Origin of the sequence: Dyadobacter jiangsuensis, from assembly GCF_003014695.1 — a bacterium.
Classification (GTDB): Bacteria; Bacteroidota; Bacteroidia; order Cytophagales; family Spirosomataceae; genus Dyadobacter; species Dyadobacter jiangsuensis.
The window spans coordinates 151,139-174,497 of the sequence record NZ_PYAS01000009.1 but is presented as its reverse complement, the minus strand read 5'-3'; the positions used below and the strand labels follow the sequence as shown (position 1 = coordinate 174,497).

Annotated in this window: 24 protein-coding genes; 10 read left to right on the top strand and 14 right to left on the bottom strand. The window is 48.5% G+C overall.

From position 1 onward, the window contains the following. Positions 1 to 30: 30 nt before the first annotated feature. The 4 genes from porK (at position 31) to porN (ending at position 4,834) form a co-directional block, all read left to right on the top strand. Positions 31 to 1,104 carry a T9SS ring complex lipoprotein PorK/GldK gene (gene porK, locus CLV60_RS19310; RefSeq protein WP_106597010.1) on the top strand — a complete coding sequence of 358 codons (1,074 nt, stop codon included), beginning with the start codon at positions 31 to 33 and terminating at the stop codon, positions 1,102 to 1,104. A gap of 119 nt (positions 1,105 to 1,223) precedes the next feature. Further along, positions 1,224 to 2,039 carry a type IX secretion system motor protein PorL/GldL gene (porL, locus tag CLV60_RS19305; protein WP_106597009.1) on the top strand — a complete coding sequence of 272 codons (816 nt, stop codon included), beginning with the start codon at positions 1,224 to 1,226 and terminating at the stop codon, positions 2,037 to 2,039. A gap of 99 nt (positions 2,040 to 2,138) precedes the next feature. Beyond that, positions 2,139 to 3,731: a type IX secretion system motor protein PorM/GldM gene (gene porM, locus CLV60_RS19300; RefSeq protein WP_106597008.1), complete on the top strand. Its 1,593-nt coding sequence runs from the start codon at positions 2,139 to 2,141 to the stop codon at positions 3,729 to 3,731. Between the two features lie 38 nt (positions 3,732 to 3,769). Then, a complete protein-coding gene (gene porN, locus CLV60_RS19295) occupies positions 3,770 to 4,834 on the top strand; it encodes a type IX secretion system ring subunit PorN/GldN (RefSeq protein ID WP_211302257.1) in 1,065 nt (354 codons plus the stop codon). Positions 4,835 to 5,058: 224 nt separating this feature from the next. Here the strand turns inward: porN and CLV60_RS19290 are convergent, their stop codons facing one another. Together CLV60_RS19290 and CLV60_RS19285 are read right to left on the bottom strand one after the other, a co-directional pair. Then, positions 5,059 to 5,679, bottom strand: coding sequence for a hypothetical protein (locus CLV60_RS19290; RefSeq protein ID WP_106597006.1), 621 nt, complete (start codon positions 5,677 to 5,679; stop codon positions 5,059 to 5,061). A 115-nt stretch (positions 5,680 to 5,794) separates the two neighbouring features. Continuing rightward, the gene (locus CLV60_RS19285; RefSeq protein WP_106597005.1) at positions 5,795 to 6,463 is read right to left on the bottom strand and encodes a DUF4230 domain-containing protein; all 669 of its coding nucleotides are present in this window, start codon (positions 6,461 to 6,463) and stop codon (positions 5,795 to 5,797) included. Between the two features lie 44 nt (positions 6,464 to 6,507). On the opposite strand from CLV60_RS19285, the gene miaA reads away from it, so the two are divergent. Next, positions 6,508 to 7,428 carry a tRNA (adenosine(37)-N6)-dimethylallyltransferase MiaA gene (gene miaA / locus CLV60_RS19280; protein WP_106597004.1) on the top strand — a complete coding sequence of 307 codons (921 nt, stop codon included), beginning with the start codon at positions 6,508 to 6,510 and terminating at the stop codon, positions 7,426 to 7,428. 40 nt (positions 7,429 to 7,468) lie between these two features. On the opposite strand, the gene CLV60_RS19275 is transcribed toward miaA, so the two are convergent. The 4 genes from CLV60_RS19275 to CLV60_RS19260 all read right to left on the bottom strand — a co-directional run bounded on the left by CLV60_RS19275 (position 7,469) and on the right by CLV60_RS19260 (position 11,094). After that, on the bottom strand, positions 7,469 to 7,768 hold the full coding sequence (locus CLV60_RS19275; protein ID WP_106597003.1) for a rhodanese-like domain-containing protein: 300 nt from the start codon (positions 7,766 to 7,768) through the stop codon (positions 7,469 to 7,471). A 26-nt stretch (positions 7,769 to 7,794) separates the two neighbouring features. Then, positions 7,795 to 9,657, bottom strand: a complete 1,863-nt coding sequence (locus CLV60_RS19270) for a T9SS type A sorting domain-containing protein (RefSeq protein ID WP_106597002.1) — start codon at positions 9,655 to 9,657, stop codon at positions 7,795 to 7,797. Further along, positions 9,635 to 10,429 carry a PASTA domain-containing protein gene (locus tag CLV60_RS19265; RefSeq protein WP_106597001.1) on the bottom strand — a complete coding sequence of 265 codons (795 nt, stop codon included), beginning with the start codon at positions 10,427 to 10,429 and terminating at the stop codon, positions 9,635 to 9,637. The genes CLV60_RS19270 and CLV60_RS19265 overlap by 23 nt, the downstream gene beginning before the upstream one ends. A gap of 71 nt (positions 10,430 to 10,500) precedes the next feature. Beyond that, complete coding sequence (locus tag CLV60_RS19260; protein WP_106597000.1) at positions 10,501 to 11,094, bottom strand: riboflavin synthase; 594 nt, start codon at positions 11,092 to 11,094, stop codon at positions 10,501 to 10,503. Positions 11,095 to 11,272: 178 nt separating this feature from the next. Between CLV60_RS19260 and hisB the strand changes: the two genes are divergently transcribed. The 4 genes from hisB (at position 11,273) to CLV60_RS19240 (ending at position 15,426) form a co-directional block, all read left to right on the top strand. Then, positions 11,273 to 12,397, top strand: coding sequence for a bifunctional histidinol-phosphatase/imidazoleglycerol-phosphate dehydratase HisB (hisB, locus tag CLV60_RS19255; protein WP_106596999.1), 1,125 nt, complete (start codon positions 11,273 to 11,275; stop codon positions 12,395 to 12,397). Positions 12,398 to 12,731: 334 nt separating this feature from the next. Further along, the gene (locus tag CLV60_RS19250) at positions 12,732 to 13,031 is read left to right on the top strand and encodes a hypothetical protein (RefSeq protein ID WP_106596998.1); all 300 of its coding nucleotides are present in this window, start codon (positions 12,732 to 12,734) and stop codon (positions 13,029 to 13,031) included. A 114-nt stretch (positions 13,032 to 13,145) separates the two neighbouring features. Next, positions 13,146 to 13,793 carry a carbonate dehydratase gene (gene can / locus CLV60_RS19245; protein ID WP_106597188.1) on the top strand — a complete coding sequence of 216 codons (648 nt, stop codon included), beginning with the start codon at positions 13,146 to 13,148 and terminating at the stop codon, positions 13,791 to 13,793. 55 nt (positions 13,794 to 13,848) lie between these two features. Further along, positions 13,849 to 15,426, top strand: coding sequence for a SulP family inorganic anion transporter (locus CLV60_RS19240; protein WP_106596997.1), 1,578 nt, complete (start codon positions 13,849 to 13,851; stop codon positions 15,424 to 15,426). Positions 15,427 to 15,510: 84 nt separating this feature from the next. Here CLV60_RS19240 and CLV60_RS19235 read toward each other — a convergent pair whose 3' ends face one another. The 8 genes from CLV60_RS19235 to CLV60_RS19200 form a co-directional block, all read right to left on the bottom strand. Continuing rightward, positions 15,511 to 15,927, bottom strand: a complete 417-nt coding sequence (locus CLV60_RS19235; RefSeq protein ID WP_229211047.1) for a Spy/CpxP family protein refolding chaperone — start codon at positions 15,925 to 15,927, stop codon at positions 15,511 to 15,513. 66 nt (positions 15,928 to 15,993) lie between these two features. Continuing rightward, positions 15,994 to 16,434, bottom strand: a complete 441-nt coding sequence (locus CLV60_RS19230; RefSeq protein WP_106596995.1) for a hypothetical protein — start codon at positions 16,432 to 16,434, stop codon at positions 15,994 to 15,996. 54 nt (positions 16,435 to 16,488) lie between these two features. Beyond that, positions 16,489 to 17,031 carry a sigma-70 family RNA polymerase sigma factor gene (locus CLV60_RS19225; RefSeq protein ID WP_106596994.1) on the bottom strand — a complete coding sequence of 181 codons (543 nt, stop codon included), beginning with the start codon at positions 17,029 to 17,031 and terminating at the stop codon, positions 16,489 to 16,491. A gap of 380 nt (positions 17,032 to 17,411) precedes the next feature. Next, entirely contained in the window at positions 17,412 to 18,368 is a 957-nt protein-coding gene (locus CLV60_RS19220) for a transketolase family protein (protein WP_106596993.1), read from the bottom strand. A gap of 53 nt (positions 18,369 to 18,421) precedes the next feature. Then, positions 18,422 to 19,279, bottom strand: a complete 858-nt coding sequence (locus CLV60_RS19215) for a transketolase (RefSeq protein ID WP_211302256.1) — start codon at positions 19,277 to 19,279, stop codon at positions 18,422 to 18,424. A gap of 105 nt (positions 19,280 to 19,384) precedes the next feature. Continuing rightward, a complete protein-coding gene (gene bcp / locus CLV60_RS19210) occupies positions 19,385 to 19,843 on the bottom strand; it encodes a thioredoxin-dependent thiol peroxidase (RefSeq protein ID WP_106596991.1) in 459 nt (152 codons plus the stop codon). A 3-nt stretch (positions 19,844 to 19,846) separates the two neighbouring features. Beyond that, positions 19,847 to 21,805, bottom strand: a complete 1,959-nt coding sequence (locus tag CLV60_RS19205) for a M23 family metallopeptidase (protein WP_229211046.1) — start codon at positions 21,803 to 21,805, stop codon at positions 19,847 to 19,849. Positions 21,806 to 21,858: 53 nt separating this feature from the next. Then, a complete protein-coding gene (locus CLV60_RS19200; RefSeq protein WP_106596989.1) occupies positions 21,859 to 22,470 on the bottom strand; it encodes a fumarylacetoacetate hydrolase family protein in 612 nt (203 codons plus the stop codon). A gap of 166 nt (positions 22,471 to 22,636) precedes the next feature. On the opposite strand from CLV60_RS19200, the gene CLV60_RS19195 reads away from it, so the two are divergent. Further along, complete coding sequence (locus CLV60_RS19195) at positions 22,637 to 23,293, top strand: C40 family peptidase (protein ID WP_106596988.1); 657 nt, start codon at positions 22,637 to 22,639, stop codon at positions 23,291 to 23,293. The last annotated feature ends 66 nt before the right edge of the window (positions 23,294 to 23,359 follow it).

Genomic DNA, 23,359 nt, shown 5'->3' with positions numbered 1-23,359 from the left:
CATTTTATTATCAAAATTTACAAAACCACTATGAATGTGAAAGTGTTCTATCGGGATGGAGTCAAAAGCCTGCTTCTGGTAGCCGCATTAATGCTCTTGCAAAGCTGCGGTTTTCTTAAGAGCAAGTTTGGCAAGGGAGGAAAAGAAGAAAGCGGTATTCAAAACGGTGAAATCACTGCTACTGCCCGTAAAGGATTCAAGCAGACCACACCAGCAGGTATGGTCGTGATCCCCTCAGGTTCTTTTGTGATGGGCCAGGCTGACGAAGACATCGCTTCCTCCATGAACAACATGAACCGCCGGGTGACTATCAGTTCATTTTTCATGGATGACACTGAAATCACCAACAACGAGTATCGTCAGTTCGTGAACGCGTTGCTGGTTGACTCCGTATCGGTACTCGGTGAGGAGGAAATCATGGCGAAGTACTATCCTGATACAACCGTTTGGAAAAAAGACTTTGCCTATTCAAACGGAGATCCATTCGTAGAATATTATTATCAGCACCCAGGCTTTGATACCTACCCAGTGGTGGGCGTAAGCTGGATCGCTGCCACTTACTTCTCAAAATGGCGCACAAACCTGCTCCATGACTTCCAAAACAAGGAAGGCCAGTTCAACTCGACGGGCTTCCGCCTGCCGACCGAGGCTGAATGGGAATGGGCAGCCAGAGGTGGACGTGCCGTTGCGAAATATCCATGGGGTAACCCGTACACCATGAATGCAAAAGGATGCTTCCTGGCCAACTTCAAACCGCAACGTGGTAACTACGATGCCGACGGATATCCTTACACCGGCCCTGCAAATGCTTACAACCCTAACGACTTCGGCTTGTACAACATGGCTGGAAACGTAGCGGAGTGGACTTCAGATGCCTACACAGATAATGCGACAGCGATCGTATGGGATATGAACCCGCAATACAACGACCCGAACGAACCGCGCAAAGTGGTGAAGGGTGGTTCCTGGAAAGATATCGCTTATTACCTGCAAACCGGTACCCGTACTTACGAGTTTGAAACAGAAACCCGTGCTTTCATCGGCTTCCGTTGCGTAATGGATAACGTAAACGACCGCGGAGGAGCCCGCGCCCGTCGTCGCTAAAAAACACTTTCACTTAAAAAGAAGCAGCGTTTTTACTCTGCTTCTTTTTTACGATCAGACCGAATCAATCCAACACTTTACTTACTATAATTTTTTCACTGTAACCGATTTCAATTCACATGGCTAAGAGTAGCGGACCTAATTTTTTTTGGGATAAACTTGTACCAACAATATACAGTGCGGGTGCTGCCGTCGTAATTTTAGGAGCTTTGTTCAAAATCCAGCACTGGGACGGAGGCGGCCCGATGCTAACAGCAGGTCTTGGAACCGAGGTTCTGATATTCTTGCTTTATGCATTGCAAACCCTTACCCAATCGGTTGACAAGGATCCGGACTGGACCCGTGTGTATCCCGAACTCGCTGACGATTATTCAGGCCCTGCCATTTCCAGAAGCTCGGCCCCTAGCAGCAACATCACTGCCAAACTGGATAATATGCTGGACAATGCGAAAATCTCGCCAGAGGTTTTTGACAGCCTCGGAAAAGGTTTCAAAAACCTTTCTGAAACAGTAGGCAAAATCACCGACCTTACTGATGCAACCGTTGCTACAAACGACTACGCCAAAAATGTAAAGACTGCTTCAACTGCTATCAGCGACATGAACAAGTCTTATGGCGTTGCGATCAACGCGATGTCTTCAATGGCTGATGCTACCAAAGATGCGCAGTCATACCGCGACCAGTTCCAGCTGATCACCAAAAACATGGGTGCATTGAACGCAGTATACGAACTGGAATTGCAAGACACTACCAAGCACCTGAAAGCGATGAATGCTTTCTACGGCAACCTGACAGCCGCTATGGAAAACATGGCTGACGCGACAAAGGAATCGCAGGTGTTCAAGAGCGAAATGGCGAGACTCACCAACAATATCTCTTCATTGAACGGCATTTACGGAAACATGCTGACTGCGATGCGCGGTGGCAATGCGTAACAGCGCTCAGGCAATGGCTCTGTAATATCCTGTCATTGGGTTGCAGAGTCATTGTTGTTAGTTAAATAATTCGATCACTGAAACTGATTACACAACAATATGGCAGGTGGAAAAGAAACACCCCGTCAAAAGATGATTGGAATGATGTATCTGGTGCTTACGGCGATGCTCGCATTGCAGGTAAGTTCAGCTATCATCGAAAAATTCCTCCTTCTGAACAGTTCATTGCAACTATCCTCCGATGCGGCAGGTAAAATCAATCAAGAAACAGTATTGAAGATCAAGGCGGCCGTCGAGAAATCGGGAAACCGTGCTGCGGACGTAGCGGTTATTAAAGAAGCCGAACAGGTACGCAAGCTGTCTTCCGATATGTCGAACGAGCTGAACGCATTGAAAGATGAAATTATCAAAGATGCGGGCTCCGGCTACAACGAAGAAGGGGCCATCAAAAATCCGCAGGAAGAAACCAAAGTGGCAGAATTGATGATTGGCGTGCGCAAGAATGGGAAAGCATATGCTTTGAAACAAAAATTGAATGCCTTCACCTCTGAGCTTAACAAGTTTTCTCCCAACAAATTCAAAATGCTGGCCCAGGATGGTCGTGAAGATGATCTTGCAAAGAACAACAAGGACCAGCGTAATAAAGATTTTGCAGAGCTGAACTTCGAATCTACCCCCGTTGCGGCTGCATTGGCGGTATTAAGCCAGAAACAAACAGACATTCGTCGCATGGAAGGTGAAGTATTGAATTACCTGGCCAGCAAAGTAGGTGCTGCGGATATCAAATTTGACCGCGTGTTGGCGATGGTAAGTGCAGATGCGAAAACAGTGGTAGCAGGTACCAAATTCAAAGGCCAGATGTTCATCGCGGCTTCCGCTTCGGGTATTACGCCACGCATGAGCTTGAACGGATCTCCCGTTAAAGTTGAAAATGGTGTTGGTGTGATCGAATTCACAGCACAAGGCGGCGGTTACAACGCAGAAGGAATTGTTAAAAAAGAGCTTCGCGGACAGATCACCATTCCTACCCCATCAGGAAAAGACACGACTTACAATATGGTGCAGGAATACTTCGTCGTGAAGCCTTCCTACCAGATCGAAACAGGAACATTGCCTCCGTTGTATTTCGGGTGTGCCAACAAATTGAGCATCCAGAGCCCTGCGCTCGGGCCACTTTGGGCGCCTAATTTCACAACCGACGGTGGTGAGATCATTAACAGCGGTCAGAAAGGCAAATTCACAATCGTTCCTAACAAAGCAAGCCTGAATATTACGGTAAGCAATGCCGGTAACGTACTGGGCTCTGAGCCTTTCCGCGTGAACCGTGTTCCTAAACCTTCTTTGGAAATCCGTGTAAACGGTGCAGCATTCGACGAACGTCGTGGTGCCCCTGCTTCCGGAACCAGAAGCATTCAGGTAATTGCGGTTCCCGACGAGAGCTTCAAAAACTTCTCTCCTGAGGACGCGAAATTTCGTGTATCACAAGTTGAAATCTCCCTGGCCCGCGGCGCTAGAAGAATTAACGGTGTGCAATTGAATGGCAGCGGCGGTTCAATCTCCTCTCTGGCTTCGCAAGCGCAGCCAGGCGACCGTTATGTGATTTCGATCCTGAAAGTAGAGCGTCAGAACTTTAAAGGTGCTGTGAGCGAGGTAGAAATGGGGAACCAAACTCGTACTGTACCGCTATACTAATCCACCGCATTTAGTCGTTGATTGGACAATACAACTTTATGTATGATATGAGAAGAATGAACGGAAAAACGATTGCATGGTCTTTGCTGTCGCTGTCTCTTGCAAGTACTGCCGCATTTGCGCAGGAGAAAGAGGATTCGACTGCGAATCAGTTCTCGTCACGCCCCATTGCTGATGGCGACGTGATGATGAAAAGAACGCTCTGGAGACGGGTCGATTTGAAAGAAAAGCAGAACATTTCCATGTTCTCAAAAAACAATGAGATCACACGTTACTTGTTGGATGCGGCGAAAGCAGGGTTGATTGATGCTTACACAAACGACTCCTGCGCAACCAAAATCGGTGGTGACGATATTCATAAACGCATCCTGATCCCTAACCAGACAGCCGGTCTTTCTGCCGAGGAAATCGCGGCAGGTTTCGGAGAGCCCGCCAAAGCAGATGGCTGGGATGCAAAAGCCAAAACAGATCCCAGCAAGCAAACCGCCAACACAGACGATGGCTGGGGAAATGCCAAAAAGGATACCAAAAAAGAAGCTGAACCGGTAGACGACGGCTGGGGTCCTCCTAAGAAAAAGTCTTCCAAAAAAGGTGCTAAAACCGAGGTTGCCAAAGAAGAACCCAAAGTAGAAGCTCCTAAGCCGGATAGCACCTCTTTCGAAGCTCAGCAAGTAGCTGCATCAGAGGAAGAGTATTTCCCTGATCAATTGAGCATCCTGGAAGTGAAAGAAGACTGGGTTTTTGACAAGAAACGTTCACGCTTGTACACCGACATTCAGACGCTGACGATCGTTCTCCCTGCTGATCAGACTGCAACAGGACTTGAATTACCGGTTGCTTCGTTCCGTTGGAAGGATGTTGAAAGACTTTTCAGAAGTGACCCTAAGAAATATATCTGGTACAACACCCACAATACCGCCCAAAACAAGAACCTCGCAGATGCTTTCGATCTTCGTTTGTTCTACGGACGGATCACCAAGTTCTCTAACGCCAACGATAAGGCATTCCTCGATATCTACAATGGAGAAAAAGAGGCCCTGATCAAATCCCTGAACTACGAGCAGGAGCTTATGGAACTGGAACACGGTCTTTGGGAATACTAAGAATAACAGATATCAAAATGCGAAAGGGCTTCCAGTTGGAAGCCCTTTCTGTTTGTGCCCGCATCGCCGCATTTCAACGGTGCTACACGGCGCGTTTCCGATCATTCTATCTTCCAAAGTAGTTGTTTCACAGCAATAGAAAAAGGTCAGCTAAAACGGGGTTATCCGTTGCAACTGACCTTTCCTAGTTACTTATCCACTTCTTTGTTAACCTGCCGAATTTATTACTTTCTTTTCAAGCTGAATTTCAATTTGCTTGCCATTCTCACCTGCTTATCTGTCAAGCCCAATGCAGCAATTGTCTTATCGTAATCTTTGAGTATTTCAGCACTTAACCGTCCTCCTACATTTACAACTTCGCCAGGAACGATGACAATGCGAATATCCTGAAAAGTTCTTTTAGGAGCATCGTCCTGATCTTCGCCCCAGTTCGTAGCCAGCAACTCGACGAAAAACGTCTTATTCTGAACAGCATGCACAAAGGTGTACGAGCTAAACTTGTTACCAGCGAAAAGAACCAGACCCGGCATCGGCCAATAAACATTTTGTGATTTCAGGTAAACTAGTACAACAGATTTACTGAGAGCCGAGTCTTCTTCGGCAGTAAGGTTATCAATACCTGTAATAAATCCGCCTGTACTATCTGTATCGACCGCGCCTGTTGAGAGGATTAATGCCGAACTGCCCGCTCCGTCTTCTCCATCCTTACCCGCAGGTCCGGCAGGACCAGCCGGCCCCTGGGCTCCCGCAGCACCAGCCGGGCCGACAGCACCATCGTCTCCCTTGCAACTTATCATAGCGATCATTAACACCACAGAGGCAAATAGTAATAATTTTTTGAACATAACTGTTAAAGTTTAGAAAGTGATTAATTAGAAAACTGTATGAGTCAATACGCAGACGAACCCTGTTCTGACGAGAACAGTGGCGTTTAACGCATAAATTATATAAAAAAATTAACTATTCCTTTCGGGTATCCAAAGAATCAATTTGTGCTTCCAGTGTACGGTAATGCGTAAACTCTCGCAGCATTGCCACATTACCATCGGGAAGCTTCATTTCCACCGACCAATTCATAGAGGCTGCCAACTGGAAAATCATGAGTTGCACCTGATTACCAGCAATGCGCGGCAAATCGCTTTCCATTGCTTTGTCGTTCATTGTTTGCTTGGCTTCATTCAAAATGGCTGTATAATCGTCACTGTGAAAACGGTTGAGCCAGCCTTGTTCAATGTCATAAAACTTGTAATCGGTATCAATGGACAGGATTTCGGGGGCGGGAAAGAAATCAATGACCAGTTTGCGCTCGCCGTCGGGCCGGTGGAATTTCATTTTGCCAAAATCATAACCTACCAGCACTTTGGCTTTGGCAATAATCAGAGCTTTCTTTTTGTCATTAATTAAATTCCAGATGTTTTTGTCATTCTGATAATTATATATCTCGGTAAAATAGCCTTCGGCCATTACCACTTTAAATACCTTCTCAATCCGCTCTATCAATACGGAAGCTTCCTGCGTAGACACGTATTTCTTCGACTTCCTGCTCTGCAACCAGGTATTGAGTGCAGCGCCGGCCAGACCACCGGCAATGAGGGTAATAATCAAAAAAAATAGTGTAGTGGAGTCCATATCTCTATTTTTGTACTGATTAAAATTCAAATAAAAACGGCACAATGCCAAATAGCCCACAGAAATATCTGGTAACCGTAGCAGGTCCCACAGCGGTAGGCAAAACCGCATTATCCATCCGGCTTGCGCAGGACCTCGGTACCGAAATCATATCTGCCGATTCGCGCCAGTTCTTCCGCGAACTGAGCATAGGCACTGCAAAACCTACACCGGAAGAATTAATGCAAGCGAAGCACCATTTTGTGAATTCGCATTCTATTTCCGAAGCATACAGCGCCGGAGATTTTGAGCGTGATGCATTGGCACTGCTCGAAGTGCTTTTTAAGGAACACGATATGGTAATCATGACAGGCGGGTCGGGCTTTTACGTCAAAGCCGTGCTGGAAGGCCTCGACGACCTTCCCGCGCCGCTTCCCGGGCTGCGCGAATCACTGATGCAAAAACTGAACGACAACGGACTTTCCCCGCTGCAAGAAGAAGTTCGCCGGGTCGACCCGGATTTCGCTGCCACGCCTGAGCTAGCCAACCCGCAACGCGTCGTACGTGCGCTGGAAGTGTTTTATACCTCTGGCACGCCTATCAGTCAGTTCAAGTTAAACAGTGCGCGAAACAGGCCGTTCCTGCCCATTAATATTGCCCTGGATCGCGACCGTGCGGAGCTTTATCAAAGAATAGACCAGCGAATGGACATAATGCTGCAAGAAGGGCTGGTAGAGGAAGCTAAAAGCGTGATCGCATACCGTGAGCATCACGCGCTCAAAACCGTGGGGTACCGCGAAGTTTACAGCTATCTCGACGGCGAGTATGACGAAAAGGAAATGGTGCGGCTTTTAAAACAGAACTCACGGCGTTACGCCAAGCGGCAGCTCACGTGGTTCAGACATCAGGGGAATTTTGAGTGGTTTCACCCAAAGGAATATGACCGCATTCTCGAATATGTGCGGCAGCAGACAGGTTTGCAATAGCGCATTTGACGGAGCCGACGCTCCGTCAAATGAACACGTCTTAGTCTTCCAGCTCGCGGTAAGCCAGGATACCTCCCAGCACGTTGCGCACGTTAGCGAAACCCTGCGATTCGAGGTAACGTGCAGCCTTACCGCTGCGAGCGCCTGAACGGCAGTGAATAATGATCTCCTCGTCCTTCAACGGTTCCAGTTCATCCAGGTGATCGGGTAGCTCGCCCAGGGGGATCAATATCGCTCCGAGGTTATCCTCTTCGTATTCGTGTTCCTCGCGAACGTCGTAAAAGTGCAAATCTTCGCCCTTTTCAAGACGCTCTTTCAATTCTTCAACGGTAATATCCATATTCTAAAAATTTATGACGACTAGGTCTATTGAGAGATTAACATTTTTTGTACAAAAGAACGTTTCCCATCGGTAGCCTTAAAGATATAAATACCCTGACTCAGATGGTCAACAGGCGCTGATTGCTGATCGCGCGCGGGTGCCAGAGAATGCACCAGGTTCCCGGCAATGTTGTAAACTTCGATCTTTTTGAGCGATTTGTTATCCCAACGCACTTCGCTCCTCGCCGGATTAGGGTAAAAAATGGCATTCATCTGATCGGCCGGCTCATTGCCTGTAATGATTCCCTGTGCCTTTTTACCGAGATACGGGCGGATCATGATCGAGCCTTTCAGCGATGTTTCCTTCGCCCATTCCGTACCCAGGTTGTAATACACGGCATTCCTTCCCAAAAGTGAATTCCGGTCGAAGCCTACCGTCACCGGCTGATCGTTAATCTGCAACCAACCTACATAGAAAGTGTCCGGTACTGCAACCGGAGTCGCGAATGCATAATCGATGAAACCATCACGCACGGCCGGATAGCGCACGGCAACCGACCGCTGTGCGATCACCTGATCCGGCTTGCCGCCTTTGCTGCCATAAATCTGGATCGTAAAGCCTTGTCCCGAAATATCCTTATTGAAAGAAACCATTGACATCCGTATCCCACCGATTGTATCTGCCTTGGCAAGCACATATTGCACTGCAACGCGCCCGAGCTTCTGGTTCACCTGAACCCCGTATTCGGCGCTACCGTCGTCATAGGCAAAATAATCCGTCAATGCAGCCCTCGCGGTGATGGTATCGTTCGTTTTGAGGTTCGCCCCGGGGATTGTATCAGTGGTGGCAATGAAGAATTTGCTGATCAAATGCAGGCTGTCAATCTGAGCAGCTGCATTAATAGGCGCTATTTTAGCCCGAAGCACCTGCGATTTCAATGATTCAACAACGATCGAACGCTGCACATTGCGCGCGAATTCGGTCCCGCGCTGCGCGTCCGTGAGCGTGTAGGTACTCGTGAGGACATTGAAGTTGTTGAAATGATTGACGACGTCGGTCTTTACAGAATCTGCCGTTGCCGCCGCCGGGTTTATCCTATACTGACGCAGGGGCATTGCGGTATACTTTTTCAGGATATTCGTCACCGGCTTCCGCATGGCCACGTCGAATAGATATGGTTGCTTAACCGATCGCTTTGCATTCAAATAGACATAATCCAGATGCCAGGTGTCGTAAGGGCCCGAACTCCTGCCGTAGGACCGGAACCGGAACTGGAACGCATCGTGCATATAGCCCGCATCCTTAATGGGAACAAACTGTTGATGAAACAGCGTATCTACCTCATACCCCAACTGCTGCCATACAGATACCCATTCTCCTGCTTTGTTGAAAAACTCCAATTGCAAAAAGTCGCTGGAATCCGGCAATTCGCCCAGGCCTTTGGCGGCCCAGTAAAAACTGAGGTAAACAGAATCCGCGGCGACTTTACCGTTGAGATTAACAGGCTGAGAGGTAAGCGTATCGGTATAGCCCTGTACCAAAGGGTTTACCAGGTTATAGGGAATACCCTTGGCATTCAAGCCGTCGAATGTAGCCACATTGACCGACGGGTGCGAGTTGGTGAGTGTGTTGTTGATATAAACCCCGCTACCCGGCATCCAATATTTGCTGCTGGGTGCCAGCGTTTTGGTAGTCGAAAAATCATCAAAAAAAGGCAGGTTCAATGAAGCCTGCGTACGAAGGTTCTGTGGCTCGGGTTCATCACCTTCACCGCTGTACCTGGCCTGGTCGATCGGCACAATGCGTAACTGTGCGCGCACAACCTGGCTCTGCACCATAGCCAGCACACAAACCCATATAAAAATCCCGTGTGTGAAGAATTTTTTACTGCTCCGGTTGATTCCCATTATCCGTCGATTCAGCCACCTGCGGCGTTACCCACAAGTCGATTACGTCCCCTATTCTTACCTTATTGCCGGCGTCGGGGTTCTGCCGCACAATCGAGCCGGGCGCCTGGCCTTCCTCGGCCGGCACTTCCATTACCTGACCGACTTTCAATCCCGCTCCCACGATCGCGATTTTCGCCTCATCCAATGGCATTCCAATCACCGACGGCGTCTCAAACTGCGCCGTACCCAGCCCTTCGCCCAATTCCAGATCGATTTTCGTCCCTTTGGCGATCGGTTGACCCGGCAGGATTTCTTTACCATTATACAATTGCCTCAAAACCGCATTCTGCGCCATATCCGGAACGTAAGAAATATTCCCTTCTTCCAATCCCACACTTTTCAGCAACATCTGCGCACTGCGGTGCGTCATATCAGTCAGCTTTGGCATTTTGATCAGCGGCGCGGTGCGGGAAACTACCGTTACGTAGATTTTCCTGCCTTCCTTCACCTTTGAACCCGGCAATGGATATTGTGAAATGATCGTCAATGGCGGCACGTTGGTCACAAAAGTACAATCGACCTCGTAACGCAGGTCGCGGTCGCCGAGGAAGTCGTCGAGATCCTCTACACTTTTCTTTTTCAGGTCCGGCACGGTAATGGCTTCACCGTGATTCGTTGTAAAAGGGAGGTAAACAAAGAAAAACCCCAGAAAAAGGACCAAAAGCAGCGAGACAATGATTCCGATGTGTATGAAAAGATCAGTTCTGGATTGTGTACTTATTTTGGCCATGAATGTATTGGATGGGCTTTTGGTATTATAAACGGGTAAAAATAAACGTAATATTCCAAGATGCCAATATGCTAAACAGCATACGAACCGAGAATTCTCTTGATGTATTTACCCAGAATATCAAATTCCAGGTTCACCGTCTCTCCCGCATTTAACGAATGGAAATTGGTAAAGTTATAGGTGTAAGGGATAATCGCGACCCTGAATGTGTTTTCCCCGGAGTTAAAAACCGTGAGACTCACACCGTTAATGCAGATCGATCCTTTTTCCACTGTAATGTTGCCGGTTGAGGCATTATATTCAAAATCGAACAGCCAGCTTCCATCGCGCTCCTGCACCTGGGTGCACGTGGCGGTCTGATCAACGTGCCCCTGCACGATATGCCCGTCGAAACGACCGTTGGCTGGCATGCAGCGTTCCAGATTCACCTTGCTGCCAGGAGTAAGATCTCCCAAATTAGTCTTCAAAAGCGTTTCTTCGATGGCTGTTACCTTATATTGGTCGCCGTCCGTCGCCACCACCGTGAGGCAAACTCCATTATGGCTTACGCTCTGATCTATTTTAAACTCGTTGGCAATGGCCGACCGGAAAGTGAAGGTTTTGTTAGTTCCCTCCGTTTCGACATTCACCACTTCCGCGATAGCTTCTACGATTCCTGTAAACATTTTAATATTGGATTATAATGCAAAGTTACAATTTCCTAACCGCTCTCCTACCGCACAAAATTCCCGGGTGAGTCATTATTCGTACCCAACTGCTTTTCAATTAGGCATTCTTTACGAACTTTGCGGGAAATAAGCGCTGCGGAATTCCTGGTAAGGTGCTTGTAATCCAAATCTGTTAATGAAAAAAGTACTATTTATCGATCGCGACGGTACGATCATCGTTGAGCCACCCACCGATTTTCAGGTAGATTCCCTGGAAAAGCTCGAATTCCTGCCCAAAGCTATTTCCGCATTGCGCAAAATCGCGGATGAAACCGATTATGAGCTGGTTATGGTAACCAACCAGGATGGCCTCGGTACCGACTCGTTCCCCGAAGACACTTTCTGGCCCGCCCAGAACAAGATGGTCAAGACCCTGGAAGGAGAAGATATTTATTTCGCGGAAGTCCATATCGACCGCAGCTTTCCGGAAGACAACCTTCCAACCCGCAAACCGGGCATCGGAATGCTCACTGCCTATTTCTCGAATGATTACGATCTGGCCAACAGCTACGTCATCGGCGACCGCCTGACGGACGTGCAACTGGCCGTCAACCTCGGCGCGAAGGCAATACTTTTCCGCCCGGAAATGCCGGCAGACGGCATTAGCGACCAGATGAACGAAACCACTGCATTGGTTACCAGCGACTGGGATGCGATCTACGAACATTTGAAATTACCTTCCCGCAAAGCATTTGTAGAAAGAAATACCAAGGAAACGCAGATTAAGGTAGAGCTGAACCTCGACGGGAGCGGCCGCTCTGATATTCATACCGGGCTCGGCTTTTTTGACCACATGCTCGACCAGCTCGCCCGCCATTCCGGCGCCGATTTGTCGATCCATGTCGAAGGCGACCTGCACATCGATGAACACCATACTATCGAAGATACTGCCCTCGCATTGGGCGAAGCCTACCGCCAGGCGATCGGTGACAAACGCGGAATCAGCCGTTATGGTTTCCTTTTACCTATGGATGAAGCCCTTGCACAGGTCGCGATCGATTTCTCGGGCCGCCCATGGATTGTGTGGGATGCTGAATTCAAAAGAGAAAAAATCGGAGAGATGCCGACTGAGATGTTTTTCCACTTCTTCAAGTCATTCTCAGATACTTCGCTATCCAACCTGAACATCAAAGTAGAAGGCGACAACGAGCACCACAAGATCGAATCGATTTTCAAGGCATTTGCAAAAGCGATCAAAATGGCCGTGAAACGCGACCTTAAAGCCCTGGATTTCATGCCGTCGACCAAGGGAGTACTTTAATTTTTTGTTGAACAGCGAGCCAATCCGGCATTTTTTAGCTATTTTTGCTCATTCTTCATTGCATTATAATCGAGTACAACTATGATGATGACCGTTGTTATGATTGCTTTTTATGTCGTTCTGCTGAGCTCGGCGTTCCTGGTGGGGCGTTGGTTGGAGAACAACGAAAAGCAATGGAAAGCGAATAAGTAAGGGTTGTTGATACGACCCTTTTTTTGTTCATTTTGTGAAGAGGCTTAACAAAAAAATCTTTTCCAGATTAAACTAGAAAGTGCCCAATTGAACGTTTTAGTGGCATTGAGTGTTAACTTTGTTCTTAAAAAACTGTTTTCTCGTGTTCAGAACACTTTGTCTCATACTGCTTACGGCCTTCCTCATCTGTAAAGCCACAGATGTTGCCAGTCTGTTGCTGGCCAAGGAAAAGGCATCTGTGGTTTGTGATTCAGGAACCTGCGACAACGAGGAAAAAACAGAGGTCGAAAAACTGAACGACGACCAACTCCTGATTTCACATAGCGTACATTTTGACCGCTCCGTAACGCTCATCCCGGTCAAAAGCTCATTCTTCTACACTGCGAATTTCGATAACGAGATTTACCGCAACCTGCTCTCTCCGCCTCCGGAGCTAATCTGATTTCTTTAATCCAAACTCTTTAGGGTTCGATGTCATCGTAACGCGATGCGGCATTTCCGCGTCCCTACGTGCATGTTCCTCTATTATTCATTCCATTATTTTAATCAAGAAATCATGATCAGGGCTTATAATCAGTTATTTGAAAACAACAAAAAGTGGGCAGAAGAAACAACAAAGGAAAATCCTGAATTCTTCGCGAACCTCGCAAAAGGACAGTCACCCAAGTTCCTCTGGATCGGTTGCTCCGACAGCCGTGTACCTGCCAACCAGCTTACCGGCACCCAGCCAGGCGACATTTTTGTGCACCGTAACATCGCCAATATGGTGATTCACACGGATATCAGCATGCTTAGTGTGCTCGACTACTCGGTGAACGTACTCGGTGTGGAGCATATTCTCGTATGCGGGCATTACGGTTGCGGCGGGGTAATCACCGCGATGGGCAACAAGCAGGTAGGTCTGATCGACAACTGGTTGCGCCACATCAAAGACGTGTACCGCCTGCACGCACAAGAGTTGAACGCCATTGAAGACCCGCAAGAGAGGGCCAACCGCTTCGTTGAAATCAACGTTCAGGAGCAAGTGCGTGACCTGGCCAAAACGACCATCGTACAAACCGCGTGGGCAAATGGCAAAAGGCTGCAAGTACACGGGGTCGTGTACGATATCGCCAATGGTATCCTGAAAGACATGGACGTAACCATCGACGCCAGCAACTTTGCCGACGACGTATACCGTCTCGAAATACCGCAGCTAGTCTGATCAGCGGTTCTGCATTCCGAGTAGTCCAATTTTTGATCCTTATTGAATCAATCGTATGTCATTGAATAATAAAAGTTTGTTCGCCAATATCAAATACGATTTACCTTCCGGGCTTGTCGTATACCTGGTAGCGCTGCCGTTATGCCTCGGTATCGCGCTGGCCTCGACCGGGCGTTCCGATCTCCTGTTTTCAGGAGTTATCGCCGGTGTCGTAGGCGGAATCGTAGTAGGCTCACTGAGCGGCTCCTCCCTGGGTGTGGCAGGTCCGGCAGCGGGTCTGGTTGTGATTGTACTCAATGCGCTCGATACCCTCGGCAGCTTCGAGGCGTTTTTGCTGGCAGTGGTGCTCGCGGGAGTTTTGCAGGTGATCGCCGGTTTTCTGAAAGCCGGCATTATCGGTTACTATTTTCCTTCCTCGGTGATCAAGGGAATGCTCGCCGCCATTGGTATTACACTTATTTTAAAGGAAATACCGCATGCATTCGGCTACGATGCCGACTTTATGGGCGATGAGGCATTTGCGCAGAAAGACGGCCGTAATACTTTCACCGAAGTGTATTATTCGCTTCGCTATAACAGCACGGGTGCCATCATTATTTCGGCGGTATCGCTGGCGTTGCTGATCCTGTTCGACAAGCCGTTCATGAAACGGATCCAGTTGTTCCGGTATGTGCCGGGCGCGTTGTTTGTGGTGATTATCGGCGTGGTCCTGAACCTCGTTTTCGGAGCCGCAGCGCCACAATGGGCGTTGTCGGGCGAGCATATGGTGCAGTTGCCAGTGGCCTCGAGCGCCTCAGAGTTTTTCAGCTTCTTTAAAACACCTGATTTCTCTGCATTCAACAAGCCGGAAGTTTACACCGTGGCCATTACATTGGCTATTGTTGCCAGCCTTGAAACATTGCTTTCCGTAGAAGCAACCGACCGCCTCGACCCATTCAAACGCAGCACGCCTACCAACAGGGAGCTGATCGCGCAAGGTGTGGGGAATATGGCTTCCGGTCTGATAGGCGGGCTACCGGTCACACAGGTAATCGTCCGCAGCTCGGCTAACGTCGATTCGGGTGGCCGTACGAAACTGAGTACAATCGTACATGGTACCATTTTGCTGGTTTCCGTGGTGTTCATCGCCAAGTACCTCAACTACATTCCGCTTGCATCGTTGGCGGCGATCCTGCTGATGGTAGGCTATAAACTATCCAAATTCGAATTGTACAAAGGAATGTACAAACTGGGTCTGGAACAGTTTATCCCTTTCGTGGTAACCATTATCGCAATTCTCAGCACTGATTTGCTCAAAGGAATCGGTATAGGTATGGTGATCGCGATCTATTTTATCCTGAAAAAGAACCACAAGCATTCTTACCATTATATTAAAGAAGAGCATCGGAACGGCGAGACAATCACGCTTTTGCTTTCAGAGGAAGTCACGTTTCTCAATAAAGGAAGCATCAGCGCTACGCTCGATAACCTGCCCGACGGCGCTACCGTGGTGATCGACGGCTCGAAATCGATGAATATCGACTACGACGTGCTCGAAATCATCCAGGATTTCAAAAAACACCAGGCGCCGCTGCGCAATATCACGCTTGAAACGCGTGGTATCGGCGAAGTGGCCGCAGTGGGAGCTCATTAGCATAACCTGTTTCATAAAAGAAGGCCCGCCTCCGTACGGAAGCGGGCCTTTCTGTTGTTGTAATAAGTCGACAAGCAGGCTAACTCAATTTTTTTGCTTCAACCGTTGGATCAGCATGTCGTTGAATGTACGTTCAGCTTTATACAATTCGATTACCTGACTGGCTGTAATTACTTTTAAAAACTTGTTTTGGTATTCCTTTTCCAGATCGAGTTCCTTTTGGCGAAGTTCCTGTACTTCTTTCAGGTTGTTCAGCACCGACTCGTCGTTCTGACCCTCGGCTTTTTTATCATTAATGATCTTGCGCTGCGCCCGGTGTATCTCGCGTCTTTTCTGTGAGTACTCGTTGTACATCGGCCAGAAATCGGTGGACTGTTCCGGCGTCAGGTTGAGGCGGTTGGTAATGATCGCCACCTTGGCGTCCTGGATCTTCTTTATTTCTTCCTCGGAACGGCGCTGTGCCTGGGCTGCCGTGGATGCGACCCCGATGAATAGGAGCAAAAGAGCTAAAGTGTTCCGATACCGTTTGAATTCAATTTGTAAGTTCATTTCGATTGTTCGTTAGGGTCAAATCTTCTCCGGGGCAACCATAACTTCCTCCAATTGCTGGCGAAGAATATCGTCTTCCAGACCGTCCAGGTAATTCAGCACGGTCGAATCGGATTCGAATGCTTTCTGAACCACCTTGTGTTCGCTTAGATCGTAATAACTGATGTCCTGGTCTTCCAGGTAGCTGATGATAGAGGCGTTACTGATGTCGCTCAGAGGCTCCTGCCCCAGCGATCCCTGGCGCTCCGGTACCGTTACCCACACGAGCACGAGAATCAATGCCGATGCTGCCGCCAATCCGACGGAGCGTTGCCACGACCAGCTTACGAGGGGTTTACGGACGGGCTCCGCGGGGATCCGGGCCTGGATCATTTGCGGCAGCTTGTCAAAATAACCTTCCGGCACGGAAAAGGGCGTCTCCCTCTTCAGATCATCCAGCCGTATACGTTTTTTGTCCATGATTATTTATATTTCCTGTCTTGTGAAGGTTTGACCAATGTGAATGCAAATAGTTTAATCCGTATCGTTCAAAAAATCCTCAATTTTTTTGGAAGCCCAATGATATGAGGCTTTTAGCGCCCCTACCGAGGTTCCGGTGATTTCGGAAATCTCTTCATAGGGTAAATCTTCAAAATATTTCAGGTTAAATACCAAACGCTGCTTTTCTGGTAATTTTAATAATGCCTTCTGCAATTTCAGCTGGATGGCGTCACCACTCACGTCGGGGTCGGCTTCCAGCTTTTCGCTCAGCTCATTCTCGACGTCGTAGATCGGAATGAAATATTTCCGTCGCTTTTTATTCAGGAAATTAATGGCTTCGTTGCTCGCAATGCGGTACAACCAGGTGTAGAGCTTGGCGTCGCCGCGAAAGTTTTCCAGCGCGCTCCATGCCTTGATAAATACATCCTGAGTAATGTCATTGGCATCATCATGATCGACCACCATCTTCCTTACCAGCCAATATACTTTTTGCTGATACTTCCGCACCAGCTGATTGAAAGCGTTCCTTCGCGTTTCGGGATTTTCAAATAGGGATAGTAATTCTTCGTCGGACATTTAATCAGTATTAACCTGATCGTTTTTTACAGGAAATCCGGGTGACCAATAATTGTACCGGGGCCCGAAGTCAACGCCGGTCAATAATAGTTTATTTTTTTGTGCAGGACAAATAAAAGAGCTCTGAGATAGCAAAAACAACTGTTTTGCATTCTCAGAGCTCAATTGATTCTATTCTATTAATCAATCTGATTTGATCAATATTCAGATCTGATCAATTTAATCTAATCTCTAATCAATTCCCGTCGACTTAAGTCGACGGCAAGGCGATGCATTCTTGTGAGATGCCGTCCCGGCAATAGATATGCAAGACCCTTTTTTAATCCGATTCCGTCGACTTGAGTCGACGGGGAACGGGGAATGGGAATTGGATTATTCTTCTATTGCTTTCTTGCGATCGCTCTTTTCGCGGCTTCTACGATATGCTTCGCGTCCAAACCATATTTTTGGAGCAATTGCGCTGGCGTACCGCTTTCTCCAAAGCTGTCGTTTACGGCCACGTACTCTTGCGGAACAAGCTTGTTTTTAACCAAAACTTGTGCAACGCTGTCGCCCAAGCCGCCGATACGGTTGTGCTCCTCAGCTGTTACCACGCAACCTGTTTTCTCCACCGATTTCAGGATCGCTTCCTCATCCAAAGGCTTGATGGTGTGGATATTGATGATCTCGGCGTTGATACCATCCGCTTCGAGGATTTCGCCAGCCTGGATCGCCTCCCATACCATATGGCCGGTAGCGATGATACTCACGTCGGTTCCTTCATTCACCATCCATGCTTTACCAATTTCGAATTTCTGGTCAGCATCGGTGAAAACAGGGATTACCGGACGGCCAAAACGCAGGTAAACTGGTCCCTCGTGGTCGGCAATGGCGATGGTAGCTGCTTTGGTCTGGTTGTAATCGCAAGGGTTGATAACGGTCATGCCCGGAAGCATTTTCATCATACCGATATCTTCCAGGATCTGGTGGGTAGCACCATCTTCACCCAAAGTAAGACCTGCGTGTGAAGCGCAGATTTTTACATTTTTGTTAGAATACGCTACGCTCTGACGGATCTGGTCGTACACACGGCCAGTAGCGAAGTTCGCGAAAGTAGTAGCGAAAGGAATTTTGCCTCCGATGGTCAAACCAGCGGAAACGCCGATCATGTTCGCCTCGGAAATACCGCATTGGATAAAGCGTTCAGGGTTTTCTTTGATGAACGGTTCCAGTTTCAATGAACCAACGAGGTCGGCGCAAAGCGCTACGACGTTGGGATTTTGCTGCCCCAGCACGTGCATTCCGGCACCGAAGCCCGAACGCGTATCTTTCTTCTCAGTGAAAGTGTATTTTTTCATTTTGAATATTGTCTGTTTATGAAACCGCGTGCATTGCCACGCTGGTCCGGATATTAATAATCTCCCAAAGTTTCGTCAAGCTGAGCCAGTGCCGCCGCCAATTGCTCGTCGTTAGGCGCAACACCGTGCCATTTGTGGCTGCCCATCATGAAATCGACGCCATAGCCCATGCCGGTGTGCAGCAATACCATGATCGGTCTGCCATGTCCCAGACGGCCTTTGGCCTCGTACAGGCCTTTCGCCACTGCCGCCATGTCGTTTCCTTCTTCGATAGAGATTACTTCCCATCCGAATGCTTCATATTTGGCACCCAGGTCGCGGTTGTTCATTACCTTGACAGTCGGGCCATCGATTTGCTGGCCGTTCAGGTCGATGAATGCGATCAGGTTATCCACCTGGTGGTGCGGTGCGAAAGTAGCGGCTTCCCAAACCTGGCCTTCCTGCTGCTCGCCGTCGCCCATCAGTACATATACGATTCCTTTGTCGTTGTTCAATTTCTTAGCAGTTGCCGCGCCCAGTGCTACCGACAATCCCTGGCCCAGTGAACCCGACGCGATGCGGATACCTTCGAGGTGCTCATGGGTGGTGGGGTGTCCTTGCAGACGTGAATCCAGCTTGCGGAAAGTAGCCAGCTCCGATACGGGGAAGTACCCTCTGCGCGCCAACACGCTGTACCATACCGGGGAAATGTGGCCGTTCGAAAGGAAGAAAAGGTCTTCGTCCCTGCCGTCCATATCGAATACAACCTTACCATCGTTCTCTTTAAGCTTCATGCGCTCAAAATACAATGCTACCAACAATTCGGTGCAACCCAGCGACCCGCCAGGGTGACCCGACTGACAACCATGTACCATTCGTACGATGTCCCTGCGAACCTGGGATGCTACTTTTTCTAATTGTTCAATTTCCATTTTCATTTATTTTCTATTGGACTGTCCTTAATCGGGTTACCCGAGTGCGGGACGATTTAGGCGGCGTAAATGTCCTGCTATTCGGAATGTTAAAATGACTGATTATTATTCAGTTTTTCCAAGAATTTGATCAGTGTGTTTCGATGATTCCACTTTGGAAATGATCTCCTCAATGATCCCTTTTTTGTTGATGACGAAAGTTGTGCGGAGTAAACCCATATAGGTTCTTCCAAAAGTTGTTTTTTCTCCCCAAACGCCGTAAGCCTCAATCATTTTATGCTCCGTATCAGCCAGCAGGGGAAATGGGAGGTTATGTTTTTTGATAAACCGCTGATGCGATTTCTCGCTGTCGGGGCTCACCCCGAATACCTTGTAACCTTTTTTCAGGAGTGCTCCGTAGTTGTCGCGGATGTTGCAGGCCTGATTGGTGCAGGTAGGTGTGTTATCTTTGGGATAAAAGTACAAAACTACTTTCTCTCCTTTCAAATCCGACAGCTTTACTTGGTTTCCATCCTGATCTTTTACTGAAAATGCGGGTGCGGGGTCACCGACTTGTAGGCCCATAATCTATCTTCTACGTTTTTTGGTTTTCTTAGGTTTAACAACCAGGTCTACCAATTCTGTTCGCAAGATAGTACTATTTCCCGCCCTATCCGTCACTTCCAGCACGAGTTCTCCTTCAAATGGCTGGCTATCATCCAGTTTTTCCGACCATATATAGCCCTTTTTGAAATCGTAATTCAGCAAAACCCATTCACCATTCACCATTGCCTTGAAATTCGCGATCCCCGACAGCCCGTCGCCCACGTACCCGCGTATGCGATGCTTGCTATGCTCCACCAGCCGTGCACGTGGCGGAACGGTATCCTCCTGGATCACAAACGTGCCCAGCTCGCGGGTGTCGAAACGGATCAGGTCGCCGTCCCATTTCCCCCCCAGGAACCGGTAATCGCCGTTCAGGTAACGATACACGTAAGTGCGCGACTTCTCTTCGGGCGCTTTCTCGGGCGTGAATGTAACGTGAATGTAATCGTTCAATGCCGTGCCCCGGTTATTAATGGTTAATGCATTGAAATTCTGCTGGCCCATTAAAAACAGCGTATCAAAAAGACTGGTATTATCCAGGTCGACCGACCATTTCGCGTCCTTGAATGACGAGGCAATGCCCGGCAGCACCTGACTACGCAGGAAAGTCTTTACAGTAGTAGTGCCCACTTTCACGGAATCAGGCATTTCCTTTCTCAAATCCGTAAGAAAAACAGCCGACTCACCTGCGTACAGGTTGGGCACTTTTCGCTCTCCTTTTCCTTTAATATAAAAAGTCGCGAAAGGATCCTGGCTGCGGTAGTACTTCGCTTTCACAACCAAGGTATTCTCCCGTATCTCGGTCTGCACATATTCCGGATTTACCTCGGTATTAAATGCAGGTAACGGCGGGTTTTGCGGCTCGCCTTTAATCGTAAATATCAGCTCGGAGAAGTTCTCATAGGAATCCGAAATTCTAACTTTCACCTCGTGGCTAAGTGTATCGGCAATATTCAGCTTGCCGTTGATCGCATTGGTTTTATATAAATTGAATTGATTCCCGTCGGGAACGTAGCATTTCAGGAAACGCTGGCCGGTCGCCTGCTCGGTTTCGTAGTCGATCAGGTTGTTATAATCCCGGGTAGAGGCGTTTGGAAATACTTCAATATTGTAGGAAAACACTTCCTGACCGTCCATTTTAATCTCAATGCATTGCAGACCATAGCGGAAACCGGTGCCGGTCATCTGGTCGAATGCTATGAGATCAAGACCCACAATGCCGGTAGCCGAAACCGGCTCAGCCAAACGCCAGGTACCGTCTTTCAGTTTGACGGGTGTATAAACCCGGCGGTCAAACTGCCCGTTTACCCGCCCGTTAATATCCATCGGCCTGATCGCCAGATTGACAAACTTCGGAGGCGTAACGTCTTTGATTTCATTAAACCCGAAATACAGCGGATTCAGGTAGTTATCTTTCGAATCCCGCACTTCAAAATGCAAATGCGGCCCGGCCGAACCGCCCGTATTCCCCGACAATGCGATTACTTCACCTTTCTTGAATGTAAACTGACCCGCTTCCGGAAAGAGGTCGATTTCGAATGTCTGCTTTTTATACTGTTCCTGCCGCACCCACGATGCCAGCGGATCGCTGAATTTCAACAAATGTCCATAAACCGTGGTTTGTCCATTCGGGTGGCGCAAATAGATTACGTTTCCATAACCTGTCCTCTGAACTGCCACTTTATAAACATAACCCTCGGCCGCCGCGTACACAGGCAGGCCTTCGCGCTGTTGAGTACGAATATCCAGGCCCGCGTGGAAGTGGTTGCTCCGCAAATCGCCGAGGCCACCAGCCAGCGAATTGGGTAAACCCGGACGGATCGGAAACTGGTAATAGCCTTTCGGATAGGATTGTTTTTGAGCCAATGCTCCCCCCGCAATACCTGCCAACCCCAATACAAACAACCCTGAACGGACAAATGCCCGAAAATAATGACGCATGAAAAAGTGCATGAATAGTCGGTACGACGACCGGGTGATATGAAGAGTACGGTTTACTTAACGAACAGTTCGAGCATCTTCTTGCCTTCGATCGAGGCTGTCAGCTTGTCGCCGATCTGCACCGGACCGACGCCCTTGGGTGTACCTGTGAAGATAAGATCGCCCGTTTTGAGCATAAAATATTTGGAAACAAACGAGATCAGGTAATTGATCCGGTAGATCATCATCGACGAATTGCCGTTCTGCCGCGTCTCGCTATTCACATCCAGACTGAAATTGATGTCCTGGATATCCGCAAAATCCGACACCGGCACGAAGTCTGAAACGGGCGCAGAGCCATTGAATGCCTTTGCCAGCTCCCAGGGCAGCCCTTTTGCTTTCAGTTCGGATTGCAGGTCGCGGGCCGTAAAGTCCACGCCTATTCCGATTTCGCTGTAATATTTGTGAGCGAATTTTTCCTCGATATTTTTCCCCGCCCGGTTGATTTTCACGACCAGTTCGACTTCGTAATGAACGTCTTTTGAAAATTCGGGATAGTAAAAATCCTCGCCGGGGCGAAGCTGTGCGGTTTCAGGTTTCAGAAATATAACCGGGGAATCGGGTGTCTGGTTATTCAGTTCGGCGATATGCTCTGCGTAATTCCGGCCTACACAAATAATTTTCATCAGGGGTCAAATGCTAATTTAAAAGGAATGAACGTCAGGGACAAAGCTACTTACAAAGCAGGGGCCTCACAATATTTGTTACAATTTTTCAGACCTAATGCAGTTAAAATAGTAAACACATTAATTGCTATTTTTGAAAAAGTATCAGGCCATATTTCGCTTACGCATGAAGAAGTACATTTCCCAATCCCTTTCCTGCACGATTCTCATCCTCCTGATCACCACATTGCTTTCCTGCGAAGTATTCCGGACTACGCCCGAACGGAGCACATCATCGCGCACGGCGTCACGAGGCCGCACGGCACCCGCCCGCAGACCGTCTGACCGTAGACCACCTGCCCGCAAACCCGTAGCAAAAGCTCCGGCCAAAAAACCGGCACCTGCGCGCAACACCTCCCCGACGTACGCGCGGCCCGGCGATGCAAATACTGAGAATATCCCGCAAGTAGTACAAATCGCCCGGACCTACACCGGTACGCCTTATCGCTCCGGCGGGAATGACAAGGAAGGCATCGATTGCTCCGGCCTCATTTGCCAGGTCTATTCCGAAATGGGTGTGAAAGTCCCCCGCATTTCGTGGCAGCAATCCGAATTCGGGCAGGAAGTGGGTAGTGTGGAAGAAATTAAAGCGGGCGACTGGCTGTTTTTCGTTCCCGAAGCCGGCAAGGAAGGGTACGTATCGCACGCCGGCATTGTTACCGACGTCCGCGGCCGCGACGAGATCATATTCATCCACGCTTCTACCTCCCGCGGTGTACGTGAGGACAACCTCTTTTCAACTTATTTCAAAGGCCGTTTCGTAAAAGCCATGCGTCCCTTCTGAACTTAATAATAAACAACTATCATAGGGGTAGCACGGAATCTGGTTGTCCTTTTCGAAATTTGCAGT

Bases quoted from the DNA above. Each gene is read 5' to 3' on its own strand.
- porK (WP_106597010.1), top strand. From the start codon at position 31: ATGAATGTGAAAGTGTTCTATCGGGATGGAGTCAAAAGCCTGCTTCTG.
- porL (WP_106597009.1), top strand. From the start codon at position 1,224: ATGGCTAAGAGTAGCGGACCTAATTTTTTTTGGGATAAACTTGTACCA.
- porM (WP_106597008.1), top strand. From the start codon at position 2,139: ATGGCAGGTGGAAAAGAAACACCCCGTCAAAAGATGATTGGAATGATG.
- porN (WP_211302257.1), top strand. From the start codon at position 3,770: ATGTATGATATGAGAAGAATGAACGGAAAAACGATTGCATGGTCTTTG.
- CLV60_RS19290 (WP_106597006.1), bottom strand. From the start codon at position 5,679: ATGTTCAAAAAATTATTACTATTTGCCTCTGTGGTGTTAATGATCGCT.
- CLV60_RS19285 (WP_106597005.1), bottom strand. From the start codon at position 6,463: ATGGACTCCACTACACTATTTTTTTTGATTATTACCCTCATTGCCGGT.
- miaA (WP_106597004.1), top strand. From the start codon at position 6,508: ATGCCAAATAGCCCACAGAAATATCTGGTAACCGTAGCAGGTCCCACA.
- CLV60_RS19275 (WP_106597003.1), bottom strand. From the start codon at position 7,768: ATGGATATTACCGTTGAAGAATTGAAAGAGCGTCTTGAAAAGGGCGAA.
- CLV60_RS19270 (WP_106597002.1), bottom strand. From the start codon at position 9,657: ATGGGAATCAACCGGAGCAGTAAAAAATTCTTCACACACGGGATTTTT.
- CLV60_RS19265 (WP_106597001.1), bottom strand. From the start codon at position 10,429: ATGGCCAAAATAAGTACACAATCCAGAACTGATCTTTTCATACACATC.
- CLV60_RS19260 (WP_106597000.1), bottom strand. From the start codon at position 11,094: ATGTTTACAGGAATCGTAGAAGCTATCGCGGAAGTGGTGAATGTCGAA.
- hisB (WP_106596999.1), top strand. From the start codon at position 11,273: ATGAAAAAAGTACTATTTATCGATCGCGACGGTACGATCATCGTTGAG.
- can (WP_106597188.1), top strand. From the start codon at position 13,146: ATGATCAGGGCTTATAATCAGTTATTTGAAAACAACAAAAAGTGGGCA.
- CLV60_RS19240 (WP_106596997.1), top strand. From the start codon at position 13,849: ATGTCATTGAATAATAAAAGTTTGTTCGCCAATATCAAATACGATTTA.
- CLV60_RS19230 (WP_106596995.1), bottom strand. From the start codon at position 16,434: ATGGACAAAAAACGTATACGGCTGGATGATCTGAAGAGGGAGACGCCC.
- CLV60_RS19225 (WP_106596994.1), bottom strand. From the start codon at position 17,031: ATGTCCGACGAAGAATTACTATCCCTATTTGAAAATCCCGAAACGCGA.
- CLV60_RS19220 (WP_106596993.1), bottom strand. From the start codon at position 18,368: ATGAAAAAATACACTTTCACTGAGAAGAAAGATACGCGTTCGGGCTTC.
- CLV60_RS19215 (WP_211302256.1), bottom strand. From the start codon at position 19,279: ATGGAAATTGAACAATTAGAAAAAGTAGCATCCCAGGTTCGCAGGGAC.
- bcp (WP_106596991.1), bottom strand. From the start codon at position 19,843: ATGGGCCTACAAGTCGGTGACCCCGCACCCGCATTTTCAGTAAAAGAT.
- CLV60_RS19205 (WP_229211046.1), bottom strand. From the start codon at position 21,805: ATGCGTCATTATTTTCGGGCATTTGTCCGTTCAGGGTTGTTTGTATTG.
- CLV60_RS19200 (WP_106596989.1), bottom strand. From the start codon at position 22,470: ATGAAAATTATTTGTGTAGGCCGGAATTACGCAGAGCATATCGCCGAA.
- CLV60_RS19195 (WP_106596988.1), top strand. From the start codon at position 22,637: ATGAAGAAGTACATTTCCCAATCCCTTTCCTGCACGATTCTCATCCTC.